Origin of the sequence: Undibacterium sp. Di27W (assembly GCF_049340345.1) — a bacterium.
GTDB lineage: Bacteria > Pseudomonadota > Gammaproteobacteria > Burkholderiales > Burkholderiaceae_D > Undibacterium.
The window spans coordinates 1-363 of the sequence record NZ_JBMPOS010000129.1 but is presented as its reverse complement, the minus strand read 5'-3'; the positions used below and the strand labels follow the sequence as shown (position 1 = coordinate 363).

1 protein-coding gene is annotated in these 363 nt (G+C 50.7%); it reads left to right on the top strand.

The genetic code is table 11. The features are described 5' to 3' along the window. A partial coding sequence (locus ACO0LF_RS31610) for a hypothetical protein (RefSeq protein ID WP_423021392.1) occupies positions 1 to 363 on the top strand: 363 nt, incomplete at both ends.

Genomic DNA, 363 nt, shown 5'->3' with positions numbered 1-363 from the left:
CAGGTACCAACACAGCACGTATTGAGAACATCAAATCTGTTCTCACCAACATGTCCCTGACCAGCACCAATGCCAACAACGCAGGTGTTGTTGAATTCTCCTTCGGCGCAGGCACATTGCTGGGTAGCAACACAGGCAACCTGAATCTGTCCGACGTTCAAGTTGGCACAGTCAACATTGGTCAAAACGTTTCCGGCACATCCGCTGCTGGCGTTGCAAACCAAGGTTACGAAAACCTGACCATCAACAGCACAGGCAACGTCAACAACATCGGCATCCTGAACCTGCCAATGGACACAGGCACAGCAGGCGTTGTTAAAATCACAGGTGACAAAGACCTGACACTGGCGCAAGTTCAAAACG